Origin of the sequence: Pseudomonas sp. Leaf48 (genome assembly GCF_001421885.1) — a bacterium.
Taxonomy (GTDB): Bacteria; Pseudomonadota; Gammaproteobacteria; order Pseudomonadales; family Pseudomonadaceae; genus Aquipseudomonas.
The window spans coordinates 20,530-37,244 of sequence record NZ_LMLH01000031.1 but is presented as its reverse complement, the minus strand read 5'-3'; the positions used below and the strand labels follow the sequence as shown (position 1 = coordinate 37,244).

At 60.5% G+C, this 16,715-nt stretch carries 12 protein-coding genes; 5 read left to right on the top strand and 7 right to left on the bottom strand.

Translation table 11 applies throughout. The features are described 5' to 3' along the window. Positions 1–2: 2 nt before the first annotated feature. The 5 genes from ASE98_RS22085 to ASE98_RS22065 form a co-directional block, all read right to left on the bottom strand. Entirely contained in the window at positions 3–785 is a 783-nt protein-coding gene (locus ASE98_RS22085; protein WP_060543435.1) for an SDR family oxidoreductase, read from the bottom strand. Continuing rightward, positions 782–2,482, bottom strand: a complete 1,701-nt coding sequence (locus ASE98_RS22080) for an FAD-binding protein (RefSeq protein ID WP_060543434.1) — start codon at positions 2,480–2,482, stop codon at positions 782–784. The genes ASE98_RS22085 and ASE98_RS22080 overlap by 4 nt, the downstream gene beginning before the upstream one ends. Positions 2,483–2,490: 8 nt before the next feature. Further along, positions 2,491–4,200, bottom strand: coding sequence for an FAD-binding protein (locus tag ASE98_RS22075; RefSeq protein ID WP_060543433.1), 1,710 nt, complete (start codon positions 4,198–4,200; stop codon positions 2,491–2,493). 202 nt (positions 4,201–4,402) lie between these two features. Next, entirely contained in the window at positions 4,403–5,971 is a 1,569-nt protein-coding gene (locus ASE98_RS22070; protein WP_060543432.1) for an amidase, read from the bottom strand. Between the two features lie 366 nt (positions 5,972–6,337). After that, complete coding sequence (locus ASE98_RS22065) at positions 6,338–7,807, bottom strand: coniferyl aldehyde dehydrogenase (protein ID WP_082457610.1); 1,470 nt, start codon at positions 7,805–7,807, stop codon at positions 6,338–6,340. A gap of 163 nt (positions 7,808–7,970) precedes the next feature. Here ASE98_RS22065 and ASE98_RS22060 point away from each other — a divergent pair, with 163 nt between their 5' ends. The 5 genes from ASE98_RS22060 (at position 7,971) to ASE98_RS22040 (ending at position 13,340) form a co-directional block, all read left to right on the top strand. Continuing rightward, positions 7,971–8,954, top strand: a complete 984-nt coding sequence (locus ASE98_RS22060) for a flavin reductase family protein (RefSeq protein WP_060543430.1) — start codon at positions 7,971–7,973, stop codon at positions 8,952–8,954. After that, positions 8,951–10,279: a spinster family MFS transporter gene (locus ASE98_RS22055; protein ID WP_177336997.1), complete on the top strand. Its 1,329-nt coding sequence runs from the start codon at positions 8,951–8,953 to the stop codon at positions 10,277–10,279. Before ASE98_RS22060 ends, ASE98_RS22055 begins: the two co-directional genes overlap by 4 nt. Positions 10,280–10,357: 78 nt before the next feature. Beyond that, a complete protein-coding gene (locus ASE98_RS22050; protein WP_082457609.1) occupies positions 10,358–11,008 on the top strand; it encodes a TetR/AcrR family transcriptional regulator in 651 nt (216 codons plus the stop codon). A 154-nt stretch (positions 11,009–11,162) separates the two neighbouring features. Continuing rightward, a complete protein-coding gene (locus ASE98_RS22045; protein ID WP_060543429.1) occupies positions 11,163–12,293 on the top strand; it encodes a carbon-nitrogen hydrolase family protein in 1,131 nt (376 codons plus the stop codon). Positions 12,294–12,296: 3 nt separating this feature from the next. Beyond that, the gene (locus ASE98_RS22040) at positions 12,297–13,340 is read left to right on the top strand and encodes an AraC family transcriptional regulator (protein ID WP_060543428.1); all 1,044 of its coding nucleotides are present in this window, start codon (positions 12,297–12,299) and stop codon (positions 13,338–13,340) included. A gap of 358 nt (positions 13,341–13,698) precedes the next feature. Here ASE98_RS22040 and ASE98_RS22035 read toward each other — a convergent pair whose 3' ends face one another. Both ASE98_RS22035 and ASE98_RS22030 read right to left on the bottom strand, forming a co-directional pair. Then, positions 13,699–14,586 (bottom strand): DUF2242 domain-containing protein, encoded by an 888-nt coding sequence (locus tag ASE98_RS22035; protein ID WP_060543427.1) that lies wholly within the window; start codon positions 14,584–14,586, stop codon positions 13,699–13,701. 251 nt (positions 14,587–14,837) lie between these two features. Continuing rightward, the gene (locus ASE98_RS22030) at positions 14,838–16,709 is read right to left on the bottom strand and encodes a SurA N-terminal domain-containing protein (protein WP_060543426.1); all 1,872 of its coding nucleotides are present in this window, start codon (positions 16,707–16,709) and stop codon (positions 14,838–14,840) included. Positions 16,710–16,715 lie beyond the last annotated feature (6 nt).

Genomic DNA, 16,715 nt, shown 5'->3' with positions numbered 1-16,715 from the left:
CGCTAGATACTCATCACCATCTGCCCACTATCAATACGCAACTCGACCCCATTGATCGCCCGGGCCTCGTCGCTGGCCAGGAACAACACGCTGGCCGCCACATCCTCGGGTCGGCACATGCGGTTCATCGGGTCGCTGTCGATGGTCAGGCGGTTAGGGTCGACACCCTCGGGGAAGCCGCCGCGGGTCATGTCGGTGAGTACGCCGTCGGGGTGCAGGGTGTTGCAACGGATGCGGTACTTGCGCCGCCTGCACATCACCGCCACCGAACGCGACAACGCCGCCACTGCGCCCTTGGAGGCGCTGTAGGCGAGGTAATCGTCGCGCCCGGCCAGGGCTGCGATGGACGACAGGTTGATGATCGAGCCACCGCTGTCCTTCATCAACGCGATGCCTTCGCGGCAGCCCAGGAACACGCTGTCGGCGTTCACCTGCATCACCTTGTGCCAATCAGCCAGACTGGTTTCTTCGATCGAGCCGGCGATCAGGATGCCGGCGTTGTTGACCAGGATATCCAGGCGACCGTAGCACTCGCGCACATGGTCGATAACCTGGCGCCACTGATCTTCACTGCTGACGTCGTGGCGAATAAAGGCTGCCGCGGGCCCGGTTTCAGCCGCCAGGGCCTGGCCTGCCTCGACGTCCAGGTCGCTGATCAGCACCTGGGCACCCTCGGCCACCAGCAGGCGCACGCTGGCGGCGCCGATGCCCTTGGCGCCGCCGGTGACCAGTGCGACCTTACCGTTAACCCGTCCGTTCTTGCTGGTTTGATCGAGGTTCATCATGTTGCCTCCCAAGCGGGGGTTGTGTGCGGTTGCTGGTTGTGCGAGCGGGCGACGGCGGCACCGGCTCGACGGCCGGAGAACACGCAGTCGGCCAGGGACAGGCCACTGATGTACAGGTGCGAAGGAATCCCCAGAGCGCTGCGCCCGGCCGCGTACAGACCAGCGATCGCCTGGCCTTGCTGATCCAGCACCGCACCGCTGCGTTCATCCACGCGCAAACCGCCAAGAGTCAGGGCTCCCAGGGGGAATACCGGGTTGGTCACGGAGATATCGCAGGCATAGAAAGGCCCCTGTTCCAATACTTGGCGCCCGCCTTCGGATTTGCCGAACGGCTCTGGTGCCTCACCACGGGCAGCGGCGTTGGCAGCCAGCACCGAGGCACGCAATACGGCGGGGTCCATGCACGTCGCTTCGGCCAACTCACTCAGGCTCTTGCCCTTGCGCACTTTGAACAGCATCAGCGCCAGGGCCGGAAAACTCTGGAACCACCAGTAGCCGCCGAACAGCGCTTCGCGGATCGCCTTCTTGCGCAACGGCGCATCCAGCACCAGCCAAGCCTTGCCACCCTGCTCCTCCATCAACGGCTGACCGAGGGTGGCGCCGTAGACTTCTTCGTTGCAGAAGCGCCGCCCCTCGCGATTGACCACAATGCCTTTGTGCCAACTGTACGGCGGGTTGATGAAGCGCCAGGCCGATACCCGCTCAAGTCCCGCCCCCTGGCCGCCGACACTGGCACCCAGGCGCAACCCGCTGCCATCGCAACCGGTGGCACCGACCTTGAAATTGCGCCGAAACTTCGGCGCGTGCTGTTCGAGCAACTGGCGATTGAAGATGAAACCACCGGTACTCAGGATCACCCCATGGCGCGCCCGCACCCGACGTGGCTCAGCGAAATCCCGTTCGAGTTGGCAGACCTTCTTGCGCAATTTGTTGCAATAGCCAGGGGCGAAGTTCTGCAATCGTTCGGCACGGGCGGCCAGTCGTGCATGCAACTGCGCTTGCTTGCTACCTTCGGGCATACACCAAAACTCGGCACCCAATACCCGCCCCTGGGAGTCGATCACCAGTCGTCGCGCTGCCGCCTGCAACAGCGTCTTCGCTCCGGCCTTCAGGCACGCTGCCTTGAGGTGGGCAAACAGCACCGCGCCGCCCTGTCCCTTGCCCACGGTGCGATGCCCTCGTGGTGCAGGCGGCAAGGTACCGCCGTGGTCAGGCACCAGTTCGTTACCCGAGTAATAGAGGAAGTAGCCGTCGGGCGGATATGAGGTCTTGCCCCCACCCGGTGGCATCTGGTGGGCGTAAGGCGCGCCGTGGCTTTCCAGCCACTGCAGGTTGCTCACGCTATCGGCACAGAAGCGCCACAGGGTATCGTCGCTGACCACGCCCCGGGTTTCGTGTTTGAGGTAATCGAACATGGCTTCGGGGCTGTCGTTGAAACCCGCTGCCTGCTGATGGCGCGTGCCGCCACCGGCGTACACTACTCCGCCACTCTTGGCGCTGGCGCCGCCGCCGGTGAAGCGGTCGGCGATCAGAACGTCGGCGCCATGGGCCCGGGCTTCCAGCGCGCCGCAGGCACCTGCTGCGCCCCAGCCGACGACCAGCACATCGCATTGTTCGTCCCAGGTCAGGCTGTTGCCATGGGCCACTTGCAAGGGCGGCAGCACTTCGGTGCCGGGAAGGTTATCGGACATTGACATATACCCTCCTATCGCTGGCTGGCCAGGTGATTGGCGGCGACATAACCGAAGGTCATCGCCGGCCCCAGGGTGCCACCTGCCCCCGGATAGCTAGTGCCCATCACCGATGCCGAGCAGTTGCCGATGGCGTACAGGCCGGCGATGGTCGAGCCGTCATCGCGCACCACTTGGGCATTTTCGTTGGTCAACAGGCCGCCCTTGGTGCCGATGTCCCCGGCGTCCAGGCGCATGGCGTAGTACGGCCCTTTTTTCAAGGGCGCCAGGCAAGGATTGGGCTTGATGTTGCAGTCGCCGTAATAGCGATCGAAGACGTTGCCACCACGAGCGAAGTCGAGGTCCACGCCGCTCTCGGCGTAGCCGTTGACCTTGTTGACGGTGGCTTCCAGGCCAGCACTGTCGACGCCGATCTCCCTGGCCAGGCCGACCAGGGTGTCGGCTTTCCAATACAGGTTGTTGAGCCATTCTTTGCGCAGGCGGCTGTCGGGCATGACCTGGCCCGGCATCAGCGGGCCCATGGCGTAGTTGAAACGGAAATGCGCGTCGAAGATCACCCAGGCCGGCACCGATTTTCCGCCGGTTTTCTGGTTGTCCTGGTGCATCGCATCGACGAATTCCAGGTACGGCGCCGCTTCGTTGACAAAGCGTTGGCCCAGGCCGTTGACCACGATGGCGCCGGGGAACGCGCGCTCGGCAAAAATCCCCCGGGGCTTGTCTTCTCCCGGCACGGCAATGGTCGGCGCCCACCAGGCCCAATCCATCAACGCGGTGGCCGCGCCCTGGGCCATGCCGGCTTCCAGGGCTGCGCCGGTGTTGTTGCCGGGAGGCGTTGCGCTCCAGGCCTTGCGGGTCGGCTTGGGCAGGTACTGGTCGCGCAGGATCTGGTTTTGTTCGAAGCCTCCGCAGGCCAGGATCACCCCAAAACGTGCATGCAGTTGCAGCTCGACGCCGTCACGCCGCACGGTGACGCCGCTGATCCGTTCGTTGTCGGTAATCAGGCCGCAAAAATCGGTGTTTAGCCAAAGCGGCACGTCGCGGTCCATGAGCGAGCGGCGCAACGAGGCCACCAGCGAACTGCCCAGGGATGCGCGGCGATCCATCTTGCTCTTGCGTCGCCATTTGAAGTCCAGTTTGTAGCGCAGCATCAGCTTCATGATCAGCAGGCGCCAGCCAAAACTGCGGGCCATGGCCTTGTGCGCATCGCGCGCGGTCCAGGCAATGCGCCCCATCAGCAGGGTTGAAGGTGACGGTTTGCGCAGATTCTCCAGTTCTTCACCCAACAGGCTGGTGTCGAACATCTCCGGGTCGAGGGTCCGCCCACCGGGCAGAGCCCCTGGCAGGTGCGGATAATAATCAGGGTATTTCGCCGCCACCGCGTAGCGCACCCGGCTGATACGGGTGAGCTGTTCGATCATCTTCGGCGCATTGTCCAGGTAGGCACGCAGTCGCGTTTCATCGACATGTTCGCCTGCCGCGGCTTTGAGATAGGTCAGCGCCGTGACGTAGCTGTCGTTGCCTCGCTGGCGAGCGAAATAGTGATTATTGGGGATCCAGATACCGCCCCCGGAGATTGCCGAGGTGCCACCGTACTGGTTGCTTTTCTCCACTACCAGCACACGCATACCCTGGTCGGCGAGGAACACCGCCGAAGTCATCGCACCTGCGCCCGAACCAACGACGATCACGTCGTAGTGGGTCTGAGACTGAACTTGAGCCGTCATTGTTGTTATGCCATTAGCTGAGGTCAGGAATAAACCGCCGACCACGCAGGGTGCGCTGGCGGAGTGCAGTCCATGATCGTGGCTGCGGGGGGATGGGATCATCGTCAAAGTGGACTAGAGGGTGGCCTGGCTGTACACATCTGCCTGTAGGTCATGCGGACTCTGCAGGAGCGAGCAGGCTCGCTCCCACAAGTGTGTCAAGTTACAAGCAAGCGCGTCTTGCGGCCCACGGATGGGCCTGTTCCAACTGGCTGGCCAGGCGCAGCAGCACGTCTTCGCCACCCAGGCGAGCAGTAAACATCATGCCCACCGGCAGACCGTCGTCGCTGTGGCCCAGTGGCAAAGAGATGGCCGGCTGACCGCTGACATTGGCTATCACGGTGAAACCGGCGCTGCCCATTGCCTGATGGGCGTAGCTGTCCCAAGGCTGATCAAGCGACAACAGACCCAGCTTCGGAGTCAGACTGCCGGTGACCGGCGACAGAATCACGTCGTAGCCTTCGAAGTGTTGCTCCATAGTCGCGCCAATACTTTCGAACGCTTGCCGCGCGCGGTACAGGTCTTCGCCGCTCGTCGATTTCGAGCGTTCGAGATTGACCAAAGTAATCTTCTCCAGATCCTGAACCGTGGCAGCCCGGCCGAGTACCTGCTCGCGGTCATGAATCTGCACACGCAATGCCATGGCAAGCGCAGTGCCGTGGGCACCGAACAACTGGCGCGGATCGATGTTCAGCTTTAATTCATCGAGTTGATGCCCCAGGGCCAACAATTGCTTGATGGTCTGTTCCAGCGTGGCGGCAATCGCCGGGTCCAGAGGGGCGCCAGTCAGTGATTGGCGCACCACGGCCACGCGCAACCTGCCCGGATCACGTTGTAATTCCTCCACATAAGGCCGAATCAACGGCGGACACCAATAGGCGCTGCCCGCCTCATGACCCTGACCGGCATCAAGGAACAGCGCGGTATCGCGCACTGTGCGCGACACCACATTGGCAGCACTGGCGCCAAACGAACCTTCGAAATGCAGTGGCCCGCTGGGGGTGCGATAGCGGGTCGGCTTGAGCCCGACCACGCCGCAGTACGAAGCGGGAATTCGAATCGAACCGCCGCCATCAGTGGCATGAGCCACGGGAACGATCCCCGCCGCAACCGCAGCGGCCGAGCCACCAGAAGAACCACCCGCGCTCATGGCCAGGTTCCAGGGGTTATGAGTCTGGCCCCAGGCCAGGGATTCGGTAGTGGTGGTCAAGCCAAACTCGGGGGACGTGGTCTTGCCGAACGCTACCGCACCGGCCTGCTCGTAGCGGGCGATCAGGGTGCTGGTGCGGGCAGCGGGCGGTGAGTCCTTGAACATCCGGCTGCCATTACTGGTGATCGTACCTTCTAGCGTGGTGTTCAGGTCCTTGAACAGCAGCGGTACACCGGCCAGGGTGCCATGGTTGTAGGTGCCGGCAGCACGGCGCTGGGCAAGCAAGGTACGGGCGTAGGTTTCATGCAGCATGTTCACCGCATTGACCTTGGGGTTGACCTCGTTATAGCGGGCAAGCGCCGCCGCCAACAAGTCCTCGGCGCTTAGTTCGCCACTGCGGATCGCCTGGCTCATGGCCCAGGCATCCATGGCCTGGTAATCGCTGGCCGACAGTCCAGCCGCGCGGGCATCGGCAAACCGCCCCAGAATCCCGACGCCGACAGCCACGGCACCAGCCTTGAGTACGCTACGGCGCGGCCAGCCGGTGGTGAAGTTGAGTGGTGCGTTTTCGTGCTTATCCATGGTGATGATCACGCCCTGATGGTGAGTTGTTAAGGGATTGGGGACTTGTACCCTGTGGGAGTGGCATTCGGATGGACCAAGGCAGGTGATCAAGCGACATTAAAGCGTGTCGACAACTGATCCAGCGCCCTCGCCAGCAATTCCAGGTCCCCGGCGGCAGCCGCGCTATGCCTGGCGTTGGCCGACAACGATGCGGTACCGGCCGAGACACTCTCGACCGACTGACCACTTTCCCCATGCCGTCGACCACCGCCAGTACCAGGTAATCCAGCAACGCCGAACGATAGCGATACTGCGCAGCCCCTTGTACATAAACAATGGCCTGTCTCATGTAGCGGATAGGGGCTTAAGGCCCCCGCGCTCAAATCAGTCGCAGGTTACCCCGGCCAGCATGGCCGCCAGATAGTGCTCGCCATAAGGCGGCAACAAGCCCCACTCTCGGCGCGGGTCGTGGGTCGATGCCTTGAATACCGTGCGCATATGACTGAATTCGAGAAAACCTTCGCGACCATGGTAATGGCCCATGCCCGAGGCGCCGACGCCGCCGAACGGTGCATCGTGCATCGCGGCATGCATCATCACGTCGTTAATCGTGACCCCGCCGGACAGGGTGTGCTCCAGCACATAACGCTGTTCTTGTGCATCCTCACCGAAGTAGTACAGCGCCAATGGACGTGGCCGGGAGTTGATTTGAGCAATGACCTGATCGAGGTCGTCATAGCTGAGCACGACCATCGCAGGGCCAAAGATTTCTTCATGCATGATCAGGCTGTCCGGGGCCGGATCAACCACCACCCGCAGCGGGCGACGACGTTCCCGGGCATCCAGGGCCAGAGGTTCGGGCAGGCACTCGATGCGTGCACCGCGCACCTGCGCGTCCTCGACCAGGCCCTCGACACGATCCAGATGACGCTGGTTGACCACTGCCACCACATCCAGATTGCCAGCCACTGTCGGGTTGAGATCGCGATAGGCGCTGCGTAGTGCATCGAGAAAAGACTCAAGTTGAACCTTGGGCACGTAGACCAGATCCGGGTTGATGCAAACCTGCCCCCCATTGCATATCTTGCCCGCCGCGATGCTGAAGGCAGTTTTGTTCAAGTCAGCAGTGCGCGAAACGATCACCGGCGATTTGCCGCCGAGCTCCAGGGTTACCGGCACCAGATTTTTTGCTGCATTACCCATTACCTGCCGGCCAACCGCCGTGCTACCGGTGAACACCAGGTGGTCGAAAGGCTGGCTACTGAAGGCTTCGCCCAATTCCGGCCCGCCGTTGACCACCGCCACCACCAGTGGGTCGAGGTGCTCGGCGCACAGGCGCGCCACCAGCTCGGCGGTGCGTGGCACTACTTCCGAAGGTTTGAGGATGGCGCGGTTGCCGGCCGCCAGCGCCGAGGCCAGAGGACTGAACAAGGTATACAGCGGCGCGTTCCAAGTACCCAGGATGCCCACCGTGCCTTTTGGCTGATGCATGACCCACGCGCTGGCGCCAAGCTGGTCATAAGGGGCAAACATCTCGCGCGGTTCGTCCTGCATCCATTCCTGCAGATGGTCACGGGCATACTTGAGCGAGGCCAGTGCACCCAGCACGTCGTTCATCAATGAAAACCCGGCAGGCCGCCCGCCAAAGTCCTGGTCGATCGCCGTGGTCAATGCCTGGTGATTATGGACCAACAAGTCGATCACTTGCTGGAGGCGCTGGCGACGGGTGTCGGCGTCGACTCTGCCGGCACTGGCAAAAGCGCTTTTCTGTAGCGCCAGCAGGCTGGAAAGGTCATGAACGCAAGACGTGGCTGTACTCATTGTTATCCCCTTGCAGGTTGGCTCAATGGCCATTGAGCGCCCGATGCGCCTGGCGCCACCCTAGCCTCGCGGATGGCTGCGCCGCCTCGTCCAATCGGACGAGGCCATATATCAACGTTAGTCCGTTGAGACGATGCCCAGGGCCTGCAAACGTCCAATACTGGCCATACGAAAACCCCACCCCATGAGGCCAGTCATGGCAATGCAAAACATCAGCTTCGATCCCCAGGCATTTCGTGCCGCGCTCGGCACGTTCACCACCGGGGTCACGATCATCACTACCCAGTCCGAAGACGGCTCGCCAGTTGGCATCACCGCCAACAGCTTCAACTCGGTTTCACTCAACCCGCCGCTGGTGCTCTGGAGCCTGTCCAAGCAAGCGCGCAGCCTGCCGGTGTTCAGCAGCGGCAAGCATTGGAACGTGCACGTGCTGTCCACGGAGCAGGAAACCCTGTCAGGACGTTTCGCTACCCAGGGCGAGAACAAATTCGCCGAAATCGAGCTCGATAATGGCGTCAGCGAGGCACCGCTGCTGCAGGATTGCACGGCGCGCTTCCAGTGCCGTACGGCGTTCCAGTACGAAGGTGGCGACCACGTGATTTTTGTCGGTGAAGTACTCGCCTTCGATCACAGCAACCGGGCTCCGCTGGCGTTCCAGAGTGGCCAATATGCTCTGGCCACGCGCAAGCCTCGCAGCGAGCTGCGCCTGGCGACCACACCGCCGCCACCGGAATGCAGCTACACCGAAGACTTGCTCGGCTACCTGTTGGGGCGCGGCCATTACCAGGTGCTCAATGCCTTGCGCCAGTTGCTCAACAATCAGCAGCTGGACGAGCAGACGTTTTTTGTCCTTTCGATTTTGTGCATTCGCGACAACCTGACCCTCGAGGAAATCAACACTTTCGTTAACTACACCGGCCGCGAAGTCACCCTGGCAAGCATGCGTTTTCTCGAACGCCAGCGGCTGGTCGCGTTCGAGGGTTCGGCAGACTCGATCCGCTTTGTCCTCACGGCCCAGGGCCGCGAGGTTTCACTCCATCAACTGGCAATAGCCAAGGCCGTGGAAGAAGACCTCTCGGTCAAGCTCGGCGCCGCTGACGCACAAGCCTTGAAGGTTCTGCTCAAGCGCCTGATCGTCGTCAGTGACCCAGGCTTGCCTGATCTGTGGGCGCCGCGATGACCGCCCGTGCAGGTTTGTCATCACCGATCAGTGTCGGCTGGGGCAGCCATGGGTTGCTATTTTTGCTGGCCATGGTGTTTGCCGACAACTTCGTCGGGCGACAAATTCTTGCGGTCATGGTCGAGCCGATCAAAGCCGAATTCGCGGTCGGCGACACCGCCATCGGCTTGATCTCGGGCCTGGCGTTTGCCGCCGTCTATGCGCTGATGGGTCTGCCAGCGGGAAGGTTGGTGGACCGCATGCCGCGAATCCGCCTGCTGGCAATGTCTTGCCTGTTGTGGGCAGTGGCGACCATGGCGTGCGGGCTGGCTGGCAGCTTCCTGGCACTGGCCTTTGCGCGAATGCTGGTTGCCGTCAGCGAATCGCCGACGACGTCGGCTTCGCTGTCGTTGATCGCGGATCTGTATCCACCGCAACGACGCTCATTCGCCATAAGTTGTTTTACCGCCGCGCCGACGTTTTCCTCGATCATCGGTTTGAGCATCGGCGCCTGGGTGGTGGAGCACTATGGCTGGCGCAGCGCATTCATCGCCCTTGGCCTACCGGCCCTGTTGTTCAGCGCCATCCTGGCCTTTGTCGTGCGTGATCCGCAGCGCGGTCGCTGGGACCTTACGCCACACCCCCACTCGCAACCCGCACTCCTGGGTATGCGTGCCGAAGCACGCAAGCTCTGGGCTTTGCCCGCCTACCGTTGCCTGATCCTCGCGGGCGGCCTGACCACGCTCAGCGCCTATGCCATCGGCATGTGGAATACCACCTTCCTGATGCGCTCCCACGGCTTGTCACTGCAGCACGCCGGATTGCTGGCGGGGGTAATCTGTGGAACCTCAGCCGGGATCGGTGGCCTGTTCAGTGGCTGGTTAAGTGACCGCCTGTGTCGGCGCAATCCACATTGGCAGGTTTCGATTCCGGTATTGGGCCACCTGGCAGCAATCAGCGCGCTGATCCCCTATCTGCTTTGGTCCGATTCCCTGCTGGTTCGACTGGGCAATGTGCCGATTCCAGTCGCCATGCTCTGGTGCGCGTTGTATTCATTCTTTTCCGTGTGGTGGGTCGCCCCGTCCTACAACCTCGTCACTCAACTGGTGCCAGCAGGCCAACGCGGTGCCGCCATGGCCCTGCAAACCATCGTGAGTACGCTGCTCGGGGTCGGCGTCGGGCCACTGATAACCGGCTTGTTCAGCGATATGCTGCTACCGCTGTTTGGTCACGAGTCACTGCGCTATGCACTGTTGCTGGTGAACCTGCCAGTGATTTGCGCGGTGCTGTTGCTGATGCGCACCGCGCACCATGCTTCCCAAACCAACTATCGTCACGGCAGTTAAACCTGGCAGTGCAAGCTCAAGCACTTTTGCCGCAGGCCTTTGATATTTTGCCAAACCTTTTGCAGTTGACCAATCCACATGCCAACTAACAGCGCATTAGCCAATCCAACACACAGCGCCCGTGATCGACTGCTTGATGCTGCGCTTGAACTCTTCGCCACACGCGGCTTTCAAGCAATCGGCCTGCGAGATCTGGCGAGCTATCTCGGGCTGCATGCCGGATCGCTATACCATCACATCGAAAACAAACAGTCATTGTTATTCGAGCTTATTGAGTCCGCATTGTCCGACTTATTGCTCGACACCTTGCGTCGCATCAAGGGAGCGCGCAGCCCAGGCAAGCGTTTGCAGCTGTTCATCCAGGCTTTCATCGCTTTTCATTTTAATGAAAAGTACAAATTGGTTCTGATCACCCGTGAATTCGCGAATCTCAATGAAGAACAACAGCAGCAGGTTATTCAGCTGAAAAACAGATATTGCTCTGTTTTAACCGAAATCATCACGGATGAGTACGCCAAGGAAGGAAACACTGGTGCGCAGATTTGCGCCACCACCAGTGCAGTCATTGTGATGTTATTCGGACAGTCACATTGGTACAGCGTCGAGACAACCGAAGCACAACTCACAGAGGCGCTCACAAACGTTGTTACGTGCATTATCGCAAATAGCAACAAGGTCTCTGCTCAAGGCTTAGAGGTATCTGTAAAACCAGGATTGCATCAAAATTAGTCGATGCCGCGACTTCAAATACAACGCGAAAAATCAAAACTTTTAAGACAAAAAATCGCCGAGCACAATTTTCCCCACTCACTCCTTGATTCGCTTTATCCTTGAAGCCGATAAAAAGCCATGCACCCTGAATACGGCTGTTGACTGTTTCCCCATGCGCAAACTTCTGTACCTGACATTTTCCATGGCACTGATTGCCACCCTGACAACCTACGCCATGTGGGCCGCGGATCGGCCGGTGGGTCATTACCTGTCGGACCTGCGCATCAACCTGGCGATCGATCAGGGCACACCTGCCGACCGTGGCAACCTGCTGGGCATCCAGCCCGAGCTGTTCCCCACCGACTATCAAAGCCCCGAGCGCCTGCATCGCAAACTGGCGGCCTATTTGCAGAAGGCCCGGGATCAGGGCCTGCTCAATGACAAGACCATCGTTGTGCTGCCCGAGCATGTCGGCACCTGGCTGATGGTCAGCGGCGAAAAAGATGAGCTGTACCAGGCCGCCACCATCAAGGAAGCGATGAACTGGCTGGCGGCGAGCAATCCGTTGAAGTTCGTGCGTGCCCTGATCAGCGCCGAGGACGGCAATCGCCTGGACGACGCGCACCTGCGCATGAAGGCCAAGGCCATGGCCAAGGACTACCAGGCACTGTTCGGCGGTCTGGCAAAGGAATTCCACGTAACCCTGGTGGCGGGCTCTATCGTATTGCCTGAACCCAGCATCATCGACGGCAGGCTGAAAATCGGTCGCGGCGCGCTGTACAACAGCAGCGTGGTGTTCAACCGCGAAGGCCTGCCGATTGGCCAGCCCCAGCGCCAGATGTATCCCGTCTTTGCGGGACCGGACGGGATCAAGGCCAACACCGAACATTCGGTTAATGTCGTCGACACACCGGCCGGGCGTCTTGGTGTGCTGATTGGCCGCGACAGCTGGTATCCGGATAACTACCGCAAGCTCGATGATCAGAGCGTGCAGTTGGTCGTGGTGCCGGCGTTCGTGACGGGACGCGGCGCCTGGGAGCAGCCGTGGCGCGGTTTCCGTGGCTCCTCGACTCCGGATTCCGTGAGCCTCAAATCCGGGGAACTCAGCGAAGGCCAGGCCTGGCAACGACTGACTGTCACCACGCGGACACCGGCCAATCAGGCCATTGCCGGCATGAGTGTGTTCATGCGGGGGCAGTTCTGGGACCAGGGCAGCGCCGGGCAAAGCTTTCTCAACAGTAACGGCCAGCAATTTAGCGATGGCAACGCCCGCGGTGCGCGTCTGCTGAACCTGTGGTTGTAAGCGATGAAGCCGCTGCCGATGCGTCTTGGCGATCTGTCCGTAGGCTTCGTCCATAGCCTGGCCGATGCCGTACGCAGCCACGGTGTCGATCCACAGCCCCTGCTCGATCAATACGGCCTCGATGCGGCGCGCCTGAGTGAAGCCGGGGCCCGACTGTCGATTCCGCGCTACATGCGCCTGGGTCACGGCGCTATCCAACTGACCGCCAACCCGGCGCTGGGCTTGCGCATGGGCCAGCTCAGCCGCCTGAGCCAGGCCGGTCTTGCCGGTGTCACCGCCGCCCAGGCGCCGACGGTGCGAGAAGCTGCGCGCTGCCTGATTCGCTTCGAAGCTTTGTACGGCTCCAACTATCGTGGTCAATCGAGCTTTCACGAGGACGCCCAGGGCGCCTGGCTGCGCTTTTACTCCATCAGCCCCTACAACAGCTACAACCGCTTCGTGGTGGACTCGATCATCGCTGGCTGGTTGCAGCAGCTATCGAGCGTCAGCCCTGCCCCACTGCGGGCCGAACGTATCGAAATAGAGTTCGAGCCGCCCGTTTACCGCGCAGTCTATGACGACGTGCTGGGCGATTGTCCGATCCAGTTTGGCGCCGAACACAATCAACTGCGCCTGAGCCTGGCGAGCCTGGCCCAACGCAACCCTGAGCACTGCCCGAGCACCTGGCGCCATTTGCTGCAATTGTGTGAACGGGAGCTGGAACAACTGACCCGCACCCGCAGCCTGCGTGAACGCATCATAGCCCTGCTGGGGCCGTTGCTCAGTGGTGGCCGGGAACCCGACCTTGAGGAAGTGGCGGCACGCCTGAAGCTGCCCACCTGGACCTTGCGCCGCAAACTCGCGGAAGAAGGCACGCAGTTTCGCGCGATTCTCAACGACACGCGCCGCGACCTGGCCATGACCTACATTCGTGACACCGAACTGGCATTCGGTGAAATCGCCTACTTGCTGGGCTTTGCTTCAGCCGAAGCGTTTCAACGGGCATTCAAACGCTGGAGCGGCCAGACGCCCGGCGAGTTTCGCCGAAGTCATAGAAAGTCAGCCTGAAGCTGCAGCGTTGATTACAACTCGGTGGCGTCTTCTGCTGGTTCCACCGGGTCCAGTTCGAAGGCCTGGTATTCGAGCAGCTCTTCCTGATAATCGTCCATTATTGAATCCCCCACAGCTTGTCGAAAAACGTCTGAATAAATGACCTGCATTTTCAGCATAAAGTGCCCGCGTGAAAGAAAAATGACATGGGCACGACGCTGCGTAGCTACTGAATAAAACGTAGCAGGCGGTCAGGAATTTATCACTGGTTTTTTGCTGCAGGGCGCAGGGCCAAGCCTGTTGGTTGATGCCGATCAATTGTCGCGATGTTATGGGGTCGGCGTCGTATGAGCCGAACCCGTAACGTAGCAGGTCTTTACTGGCCGGAGACGGGAATCGCCGGAATCGGTTCGCTCGGTGGAGGCAGGTCGCTTGGGTTGGCCGGCGGCGTGATGATTTCAGCGGACGGTGCCGGCGCTGTGTTTTCGACCGGGGTAATCGGTGCCGCTTCAGGTGGTGGAGCAAACGGTTCGGAAACCGCTGGCGCGGTTTCGACAGGAGTTGGTTCCGGTGTTGGCTCAGCAGCGGGTGCAGGGGCAGCCGGGATCTGTTCAGGGGCAGGTGCAGACGCTGGGGCTGGGGCTGGGGCTGGCGCCAATGGTGCCGGTGCAGCTTTGACTTCAGGCACACCCAGGTCGGTTTTCGGCTTTTCGATAATGTGCGCAGCCTTCTTTGCTTCCGGCGGCAGGAACAATTCGATCAGGGCAAAAAAACGCTCATAGAACTTGGCCGAGGTGACGGTTTCGCTGGCCACCTTGACCATCGAGTCGTCAGAGGAGCCGATCGGCATCGATACCGAGCCCAGCACACCCACGCCAAGACTGGCGGAGTTGTTGGTCTTCTTCAGCGCATAGCGATCCTGCAGGGCGTTGGCGAACACGGTCGCGTGATGGCCTTCGCTGCCATCATCGGTACAGACCACACTGAAGCTGATCTCCATGTGGTTTTCGCCGGTCTGCTGGAAGCTCTTGTGGCCGCTGATGAGTTTCGGATCGCTGCTGGTGATGATGTAACCCTGACTGAGCAAGGCCCGACGCGCGGCTTCACAGCTCTGCGCGTCAGTCACCGGATAGTTGCGCGAATAGGTTCCAGAGTCATCGAACTTCTCATGCTCATAGATCGCGGCTTTCTCTGACGAACAACCGGCCGCAGCGGCCAGCACGATTGCCAGCCCGACAACCCGCACGGGAAATGATTTAAACATTGAACATCCTGAGGGAAACAGTCCGGGGCGTATTGTGCAACAGAACGATGCCTGAGGGAGCATCGATTGTGTCTTGAAACGGTTACAGGTGTGTTGACTGCCTTCCATGCGGGAAGTTGCCGGGGCATAGCAAAAGATCAAAAGATCGCAGCCTGCGGCAGCGTCTACAAAGGCTGTGATCTTTTGATCTTGATGAAAAAAACCCCGACCAATGGCCGGGGTTTTTATGAAACGCAACACTCAGTCAGTCATCAGTACTTCTTGATGTCAGCCTGGCTTTCCAGTTGCTTGCGGTAAGCCGCGAAGTCTTGCTGGCCGACACGGGAAGCGAGGTAGCGGCGGTATTGCGCTTTCTCTTCTTCAGTCGGTGCTGCCGCTTCGTTCACGCCATTGAGACGCACGACCACCAGGCTGCCATCCGCCAGCGTCACGCTGGTGAAGGTCGGTTTGTCCTTGGCAGCCGGTTTCGGCATGCGGAACAACGCTTGCAGCACAGCAGGGTCGACCCCTTCCTGAGCACGGGTAGCGGCTTCGGTGACTTTCCAGCTCTGGCCGTCGATAGCCTGGTCCAGCGGGGTCTTGCCTTCGCGCAGACTGACGATCAGGGCTTCGGCCTTGGTCTTGGCATCAGCGCTGGCGTGTTCCTTGGCCAACTGCACGCGGATGGCCGCAGCGACGCTTTCCAGCGGCAGTTGCGAAGGCTTCAGGTGCTCCTTGGCGCGCAGCACGATCACGGTTTCCGGATCGAGCTCGATGGCAGTGCTGTTGGCACCTTCATCCAACACTTCAGGGCTGAACGCGGCAGTGATCACACCACGGTTAGCTGTGACGCCCTCCCCCCCTTCACGACCAAACGCTTTGGAGGTGTGAACGGTCAGCTTCAGGTCCTGCGCCGGCTGGGCCAGATCGGAAGCCTCGAACGCGGCATCTTCCAGTTGCTTGCTCGCCTCGACGAAACGCTGTTCGACCTCCTGGGTCTTCAGCGTACGGGTCAGCTTGTCTTTCAGGCTGGCGAACGTCGGCACTTCTGGCGCTTCCACGCCCAGCAGCTTGATCAGGTGGAAACCGAAATCGGTGCGAACCGGCGCCGAAACCTGGTCCTTGTTCAGCGCGTACAGGGCTGTTTCGAACGCCGGGTCGTAGACGCCAGGACCGGCAAAACCAAGGTCGCCGCCATTGTTGGCCGAACCTGGATCCTGGGAGAATTCCTTGGCCAGCGCCTCGAATGTCTCACCCTTGGCCAGACGCGCCTGAACCTCGTCAATCCTGGCCTTGGCCTGCGCTTCGGTGGTCTTGTCGTTGACTTCGATCAGAATGTGCGCAGCCCGGCGTTGCTCCGACAGGTTGGCGATTTCTTTCTGATACGCCGCCTGCAGGTCTTCGTCCTTGACGCTGACCTGATCGAAGAAGGAAGACTTCTTCAACTCGAGGTAATCGATGATCACCTGATCCGGCGTCATGAATTCCTTGGCGTGTTCGTCGTAGTAGGCCTTGACCTCTTCGTCGGTCAGCTTCACAGCCGCCGGGTCAGCCTTGATGTTCAGGGAAGCGAAATCGCGGGTCTGTTTTTCCAGACGGGCGAATGCCAGCACCTGTGCATCGGTGACGAAACCGCTACCCGCCACACCGGCACGCAATTGACCGATCAGCATTTCCTGAGCCAGCATCTGGCGGAATTGCATACGGCTGTAGCCCAGTTGACGAATCACCTGATCGAAACGCTCGGGGCTGAATTTGCCATCCACCTGAAATTCAGGTGTTTGCAGGATGACCTGGTCCAGCGCCGCTTCGGAAAAAGCGAACTTCGAATTTTCTGCGCCTTGCAGCAGCAGCTTGCGATCGATCAGGCCTTTGAGAGCCGATTCGCGCAGCATTTTTTCGTCAAGCAAGGATGCATCGAAATCCTTGCCCAGCTGTTGCATGAGTTGACGGCGTTGCATATCGACCGCCTGGCTCAGCTCGTTCTGGCTGATTTCTTCGCCATTGACCTTCGCCGCTTCATTCTTGCTCGTCGTGGCCTGAAAAATGGCGTCGAAACCGGTCAGCGCCATCAGTGCAACGATGACCCCGATAATGGTCTTGGCAATCCAGCCTTGTGAATTGTCCCTGATATTCTGCAGCATGCGTCC